The organism is Sphingopyxis sp. 22461 (genome assembly GCF_052044915.1).
In the GTDB taxonomy this organism is placed as follows: domain Bacteria; phylum Pseudomonadota; class Alphaproteobacteria; order Sphingomonadales; family Sphingomonadaceae; genus Sphingopyxis.
On the sequence record NZ_JBQENY010000003.1, the window covers coordinates 479,803 to 486,613 of the forward strand.

A 6,811-nucleotide genomic window follows, 5' to 3' on the forward strand; every position below is an offset into this window, starting at 1 on the left:
AAGTGACCCAGCGTCCGACCCTGTTCACCCTTTTTGCGCTCCTGCTCGCGAGCTTCGCCCTTGCGGCGCCCGCGCACGCCGAGCGGATCAAGGACATGGGCCAGTTCCAGGGCCTGCGCGCCAACCAATTGACGGGGTACGGCATCGTCGTCGGCCTCGCGGGCACGGGCGACGACAGCCTCGACTATTCGACGCTGGGCATGAAGGGCGCGGTGTCGCGCTTTGGCCTGACCTTGCCGCCGGGGGTCAATCCGGCGCTGAAAAATGCCGCGGCGGTGATGATCACCGCCGAATTGCCGCCTTTCGCCAAGCCCGGCCAGCGCCTCGACGTCACCGTGTCGGCGATCGGCAAATCCAAAAGCCTGCGCGGCGGCACCCTCGTGCTCGCGCCGCTTTATGGCGCCGACGGACAGATTTATGCGATGGTGCAGGGCAATCTGGTCATCGGCGGGCTCGGCGTCGATGCCGCCGACGGATCGAAACTGACGGTCAATGTGCCGTCGAGCGGCCGCATCGCGAACGGCGCGACGGTCGAGCGCGCGGTCGACACCGGCTTTGCGACGTCGAGCTATCTGACCTTCAACCTCCACCAGTTCGATGCGACCAATGCCAAGCGGGTGACCGATGCGATCAACGCCGCGCTCCCCGGCTCGGCATCGATGATCGACGGCGCCAGCATCGCGATCCGCACCGGCGGCAACGGCGACGAACGCATGCGGTTGATCTCGCAGATCGAGAATCTGGGCGTCCAGCGCGCCGAGCCGCCGGCCAAGGTCATCGTCAACGCCCGTACCGGCACCGTCGTCATCAATGGCGCGGTCCGTGTCGGCACCGCCGCGGTGACGCAGGGCAAACTTACCGTCTCGATCAAGGAATCGCCGATGGTGGTGCAGCCCGCGCCGTTCAGCCGCGGCCAGACCGCGGTCGAGGAGTCGAGCGAGATCAGCGTCGAGCAGGACTATCGTCCGGTGATGCTGGTCAAGCCGACCGCCTCGCTTTCCGAACTTGTCGATGCGATCAATCGCATGGGCGTCCCCCCGGGCGACCTTGTCGCCATCCTCGAGGCGCTGAGCCAGGCCGGCGCGCTCACTGCGGAACTGGTGATCATATGACGAGCCCTATTTCTTCTGTCCACGCCACGCCGACGCCCGCTGCCGCTGGCGGCGGCGATGGCGGGCTGCGCAAGGCGGCCGAGGCATTCGAAGCCGTGATCCTGCGCCAGCTGATGGCGTCGATGCGGCAGGCCAAGCTCGGCGACGATATATTGGGGTCGAGCGCGACCGACAATTTCCGCGAAATGGCCGACGCGCGCACCGCCGACAGCCTCGCCGCGATGCGCCAGTTCGGGATCGCCGACATGGTCGAGCGGCAGTTTCGCGGCCAGCTCGGCGGCCTTAAGGGAGGCGTGCAATGAGCGACCTGCTCGGCATCGGCTATAGCGGGCTCAAGGCCTATTCGCGTGCGCTCTCGACGATCGGCGACAATATCGCCAACGCCCAGACCCCCGGATATGCGCGGCGCCGGCTCGAAATGATGGAAGCCGTCGGCGGCGGCAATTCGATCTTCTACCGCGGCAACACCAACCCCGGCGGCGTCGACATTCGCGGCATCGACCGTTCGGTCGACGGCTGGCTGATCGAGGATTCGCGCATCACCTCGGGCGACGCCGAACGCTCGGCGACGAAGCTCGGCTGGCTCGGCAAGACCGAGGATGCGCTGAGCGACGAGACCAATGGCATCAAGACCGGGCTGACCAAGCTTTATACCACCGCCGACCAGTTGACCGCCGATCCGACGAATCGCACGCTGCGTGCGCAGTTCCTGCAATCGGTCGACGATATCGCGTCGGGCTTTCGTACCGCGGCGGGCCAGCTCGACAAGATGGGCGAGGGGATCGAGGGCGCTGCAGCGAGCACGGTCGATCAGTTCAACAGCAATCTGAATGCGCTCGAACAGATCAACATCGGGCTGCGCAAGGCGCGGCCGGGCTCGACCAACGAGGCGAGCCTGCTCGACGAGCGCGACCGGCTGCTCGACAAATTGTCGTCGCAGGCCGGCGTCAGCCCGACCTTCGACAATAATGGCGCGGTGACGCTGCGCGCGGCCGGATCGGGCGACCTGCTCGTCGGTGGCGGCGCGGTGAATCCGATTTCGGTCACCGCGGCCCCCGACGGGCGCCTGTCGTACAGCGTCGGCGGTTCGCCGCTTGCCATCTCGACCGGCTCGCTCGCCGGTCTAGCGGAAGGCGCGAACCATGTCGCCGACCAGCGCGCGTCGCTCGACACGATGGCGACGCAGTTCGCGAGCCAGCTCAACGCCGCGCATCAGGCGGGCACCGATGCCAATGGCAATCCGGGGCAGGCCTTGTTCACCGGCACCAGCGCGGCAACGCTGACCGCCGCGCCGCTGACCCCCGATCAAGTGGCGGCGGCGAACGCGTCGGGCAGCAACGGCAATATGCTCGCGCTCGGTGCGATGCGCGGGGCGAACGATCCCGAAGCGCGCTGGTCGGGCCATCTGGCGACGCAGGCGCAGGCGGTGTCGTCGGCGCGGGCGCAGGACGCCGCCGCGGCGACGCGCGCCGATGCCTCGGCTGCGGCACGCGACGGCGTCAGTCAGGTCGATCTCGACACCGAAGCCGCCGAGCTGCTGCGCTTCCAGCAGGCCTATTCGGCGGCCGCGCGCACGATCCAGGTCGCGCGCGAAACCATGCAAACATTGCTCAGCTCGCTCTAAGGAAGGGTCAGGATCATGATCAACGCCGTGGGCAACCGCATGACGCGCGAAATCGCGCGCCAACAGAAACTCGCCGACGCGCTCGAGCGGACGCAGATACAGATATCGGGCGGGAAAAAGCTGCTGCGCATGTCCGACGATCCCGTCGCAGCGCGGCGGATCGCGACGATCGGCACGACGCAGGCGAGCATGACCGCCTGGTCGGCCAATGTGAACGCGGCCGACGCGCTGGTGTCGCAGGCCGATGGCGTGATGAAATCGGTAAGCAACCTGATGACCCGCGCGCGCGAGCTGACGCTTTCGGCAGCGAGCGATACGACAAATCCCGCCGACCGCGCGACCATCGCCGCCGAACTCGGCACGATCGCCGACGAACTCGACGCGCTGGCTGCAACGCGCGATTCGAACGGTGAGCCCGTTTTTGCGGCTGGCACCGCGCGCGTGATGCGCTTCGATTCGGATCTCAGCTTCGCCCCGGTTCCGTCGGCGGCCGATGTTTTCGTCGTCGGCGGAAACAGCCTGTCGACGGGGATTCGCGATGCGGCCGCCGCGGTTGCGGCGGGCGACAAGACGATGATGGGAACGTCGATCACGGCGCTGGACACCGCGATCAGCCATGCCGCCGATAAACATGCCGAAATCGGCCTGTCGGGCGGGCGGCTCGACCGCATCGGCGACGGGCTCGCGGCGCGCGGGATCACGCTCAAGGATGAGCGGTCGTCGGTCGAGGACACCGACCTCGACGTCGCGATCGCCCAGCTCAAAGCCCAGGATCTGACGCTGCAGGCGGCGCAGGCGGCCTTTGCCAAGATTAACCGGCAGAGCTTGTTCGATATTTTGAACTGACGCCCCTCAATCTTGCGGCGCTGCTGCCGTTAATCATCAAGACGTCCCTGAATTTGCGGGGGCCGGCTTCGACAGCCGGGTCCGAATGGAGTTTGCTCGCACATGTTTCCCGTTGTCGGCATTGTCGTACTGATCCTGCTGGTCTTCGGGGGCTTCGCGCTGACCGGCGGCAATCTGGGTCCCGTCATGCACGCGCTGCCGCACGAAATGCTGATCATCGGCGGTGCGGCACTCGGCTCGCTGATCATCGGCAATTCGGGTGCCGATCTGAAGGCGCTCGGCGGCGGACTCGCCAAGGTGTTCAAGGGACCGAAGTATAAGAAGCAGGATTATCTCGACTGCATCCTGCTCGTCTCGACGCTGATGAAGATGATGCGCACCGAAGGACCGGTTGCGGTCGAGCCGCACATCGAGGATCCGAAAAACTCGACGATCTTCCAGCAATATCCCAAGCTTTTGAAGGACGACACGCTCGTCCATCTGATCTGCGACACGCTGCGCCTCGTCGTCGTGTCGTCGGGCACGCTCGATCCGCACGCGGTCGAAGAGGTGATGGATAATGCGCTGAAGAGCCACCATCATCATTCGATGAAGCCCGCCGAAGGTCTGCAGAGCCTTGCCGACGCGCTTCCCGCGCTCGGCATCGTCGCCGCGGTGCTCGGCGTCGTGAAGACGATGGGCTCGATCGACAAGCCGCCGGCGATCCTCGGCGCGATGATCGGCTCGGCGCTCGTCGGCACCTTCCTCGGCGTGCTCCTCGCCTACGGTCTCGTCGGCCCGTTCGCGACGCGCGCCAAGGCGGTGATCGAAAGCGACGCCGCCATCTATCATACGGTGAAACAGCTGATCATCGCGTCGCTCCACGGTCATCCGCAGCCGCTGGTGATCGAGGCCGCGCGGTCGGGCGTCGACCATCATAACCAGCCGAGCTTTGCCGAGGTGTTCGACGGGATGCGGGGCCGCTGATGGCCGCGCGTCCCAACATGCCGCGGCCGATCATCGTCAAGAAGGTGATCCAGCAAGCGCACGGCGGCCATCACGGCGGCGCGTGGAAGGTCGCCTATGCGGACTTCGTCACCGCGATGATGGCCTTCTTCCTTTTGATGTGGCTGCTCGGTGCGACGAACGAGGCGCAGCGCAAGGCGCTCGCCGACTATTTCGCGCCGACGATCGTCCAAACCAAGACCGAGACCGCCGGGTCGACGGGCCTGTTCGGTGGCGACTCGCTGGTCGCGGCGGACAAATACCCACATGGCGCGGCGCAGACGGGCACGCGCGCCATGACGATTCCGCGCGACGCCACGGGCGGACCGCGCGAAGCGTCGGGGCGCGAGCGCGCGAGCGACAAGGAGCAGTTCAGGAAGCTCGCCCAGACGCTGATGGATCAATTGCAGGCAAAGGGCGACCTCAAGCGTCTCGCGCCGAACCTGCGCTTTACCGAAACGCTTGAAGGGCTGCGCATCGACGTCGTCGACGATGCGGATTTTTCGATGTTCGTGATCGGCACCAGCCAGCTGACCCCCGACGGCGCGCGGCTGTTCAGCGAAATCGCGAAGCCCGTCGCGGCGGTAACGAACAAGGTGATGATCCGCGGCCACACCGACGCCGCCCCCTGGTCGGCGAAGTCTGGGACGAACAACTGGCGTCTGTCGGTCGACCGGGCGGAGGTCACGCGCCACTATCTCGAGTTCCGCGGTATCGCCTCGAATCGCTTTTCGCGAATCGAAGGGGTGGCCGATCGCGAGCCCTATGTTCCCTCCGACCGATTCGATCCGCGCAATCGCCGCATCTCGATCACGCTGGGCTGGCGCTAGACGCGTGGCAATTAGTGCCAATTTGGCAGCATATTGGAGATAGTTAACGCGATTGCGCGTTAATTACTTCCAATCTGGCAATATCTCTTTGTTTTGAATGGGTTAGCTAACAGCTGATAAGCTTTCGTTTACCAATTTCGTCAATTCCTGAGTCCATCGAAGGGGGCACCGAGCGGGCGGTGCGGTGGAGACTGAAATGACACTGGGGCAGAACAACAATGCAGCGCTCGAAGCGCTGATCATCGGCACGAGCCCGGCGACCTGCCGGCTGCGCGAGATGATCCGCCGCGTGGCGCGCTCGAACGCCTCGGTGATGCTCTGCGGCCCGTCGGGCTCGGGCAAGGAACTTGTTGCCCGCGCCATTCACGACGAAGGCGCCCGTGCCGGCAAGGCTTTTTCGGCCATCAATTGCGGCGCAATCCCCGGCGAACTCATCGAATCCGAACTCTTCGGGCATGAAAAGGGCAGCTTCACCGGCGCCCATGCCCGCCGCATCGGCCATTTCGAAGCGACCGAGGGCGGCACGCTCTTCCTCGACGAAATCGGCGACATGCGTTTCGACATGCAGGTCAAACTGCTCCGCGTGCTCGAAGACCGGACGATTGTCCGCGTCGGCAGCAGCGACGTGAAGGCCGTCGACGTCCGCGTCATTTCGGCTACCCACCAGGATCTCGGCGCCGCGATCGCCGATGGCAAATTCCGCGAAGACCTGTTCTTCCGGCTCGGCGTGGTTGTGCTCCAGGTCCCCAGCCTTGCCAACCGCGTCGAGGATATTCCGGCGCTCATCCGCCACTTCCAGCGCCAGATGCCCGCCGACGCCAAATGCCGTTTCGACGACGCGGCGATGACGCTGCTGATGCAGCATGCATGGCCGGGCAATGTCCGTGAACTCAGGAATTTCGTGGAGCGCGCCAGCGTTCTCCATGGCGGCGAGACGCTCGGTCTCGACGACGTCGCCATGCTTTTGAACCCCACCGCAGCGCTTGCACCGCGACGGGCTGTCCCCAGCAGCCCCGTCGCGGCGCAAGCCAGCGCGGAAGATCAGGTCGCCTCGGCTCCAGCCGCGCCGCACGCCAAGACGCCGGCACCGGGCCGCCCGATCGATCTCAAGCGCGAGATCGAAACGATCGAACTCGAACAGATTTACGTCGCGCTCGACCTTGCCGACGGCATCATTTCCGAAGCGGCGCGCCTGCTGACGCTGAAGCGCACGACGCTGATCGAAAAGATGCGCAAGTACGGGGTTCACCAGCAGGCCGCCTGACTCGGCCGCGATACAAGTTTCAGCACCCGCTGAAAAAGGGAGCTCTGGTCCGCTCCCGCACCACCCGGCCGCCCGTCCCCACCATGGGCGGCCGGGTAACCAGCGGGCATTTGATTGAATGAATGCGGCACCGGCCCGCTCCCCCACCGCC

7 protein-coding genes are annotated in these 6,811 nt (G+C 65.5%); all 7 read left to right on the forward strand.

The window, feature by feature from the left end; all coding sequences use genetic code 11:
• The first annotated feature begins 2 nt into the window (after positions 1-2).
• The 7 genes from ACTJI5_RS07290 (at position 3) to ACTJI5_RS07320 (ending at position 6,660) form a co-directional block, all read left to right on the forward strand.
• Positions 3-1,112, forward strand: coding sequence for a flagellar basal body P-ring protein FlgI (locus ACTJI5_RS07290; protein WP_440859826.1), 1,110 nt, complete (start codon positions 3-5; stop codon positions 1,110-1,112).
• On the forward strand, positions 1,109-1,414 hold the full coding sequence (locus tag ACTJI5_RS07295; protein ID WP_440859827.1) for a rod-binding protein: 306 nt from the start codon (positions 1,109-1,111) through the stop codon (positions 1,412-1,414). The genes ACTJI5_RS07290 and ACTJI5_RS07295 overlap by 4 nt, the downstream gene beginning before the upstream one ends.
• Complete coding sequence (gene flgK, locus ACTJI5_RS07300; protein ID WP_440859828.1) at positions 1,411-2,736, forward strand: flagellar hook-associated protein FlgK; 1,326 nt, start codon at positions 1,411-1,413, stop codon at positions 2,734-2,736. The genes ACTJI5_RS07295 and flgK overlap by 4 nt, the downstream gene beginning before the upstream one ends.
• 15 nt (positions 2,737-2,751) lie before the next feature.
• On the forward strand, positions 2,752-3,582 hold the full coding sequence (locus ACTJI5_RS07305) for a flagellin N-terminal helical domain-containing protein (RefSeq protein WP_440859829.1): 831 nt from the start codon (positions 2,752-2,754) through the stop codon (positions 3,580-3,582).
• Between the two features lie 102 nt (positions 3,583-3,684).
• The gene (motA, locus tag ACTJI5_RS07310; protein ID WP_058539346.1) at positions 3,685-4,548 is read left to right on the forward strand and encodes a flagellar motor stator protein MotA; all 864 of its coding nucleotides are present in this window, start codon (positions 3,685-3,687) and stop codon (positions 4,546-4,548) included.
• Positions 4,548-5,396 carry a flagellar motor protein MotB gene (locus tag ACTJI5_RS07315; protein ID WP_058539347.1) on the forward strand — a complete coding sequence of 283 codons (849 nt, stop codon included), beginning with the start codon at positions 4,548-4,550 and terminating at the stop codon, positions 5,394-5,396. Before motA ends, ACTJI5_RS07315 begins: the two co-directional genes overlap by 1 nt.
• 196 nt (positions 5,397-5,592) lie before the next feature.
• On the forward strand, positions 5,593-6,660 hold the full coding sequence (locus ACTJI5_RS07320) for a sigma-54 interaction domain-containing protein (RefSeq protein ID WP_058539348.1): 1,068 nt from the start codon (positions 5,593-5,595) through the stop codon (positions 6,658-6,660).
• The last annotated feature ends 151 nt before the right edge of the window (positions 6,661-6,811 follow it).

Excerpts from the sequence above, each read along its gene's own strand:
- motA (WP_058539346.1), top strand. The coding sequence starts at position 3,685 with ATGTTTCCCGTTGTCGGCATTGTCGTACTGATCCTGCTGGTCTTCGGG.
- ACTJI5_RS07315 (WP_058539347.1), top strand. The coding sequence starts at position 4,548 with ATGGCCGCGCGTCCCAACATGCCGCGGCCGATCATCGTCAAGAAGGTG.
- flgK (WP_440859828.1), top strand. The coding sequence starts at position 1,411 with ATGAGCGACCTGCTCGGCATCGGCTATAGCGGGCTCAAGGCCTATTCG.
- ACTJI5_RS07295 (WP_440859827.1), top strand. The coding sequence starts at position 1,109 with ATGACGAGCCCTATTTCTTCTGTCCACGCCACGCCGACGCCCGCTGCC.
- ACTJI5_RS07305 (WP_440859829.1), top strand. The coding sequence starts at position 2,752 with ATGATCAACGCCGTGGGCAACCGCATGACGCGCGAAATCGCGCGCCAA.
- ACTJI5_RS07320 (WP_058539348.1), top strand. The coding sequence starts at position 5,593 with ATGACACTGGGGCAGAACAACAATGCAGCGCTCGAAGCGCTGATCATC.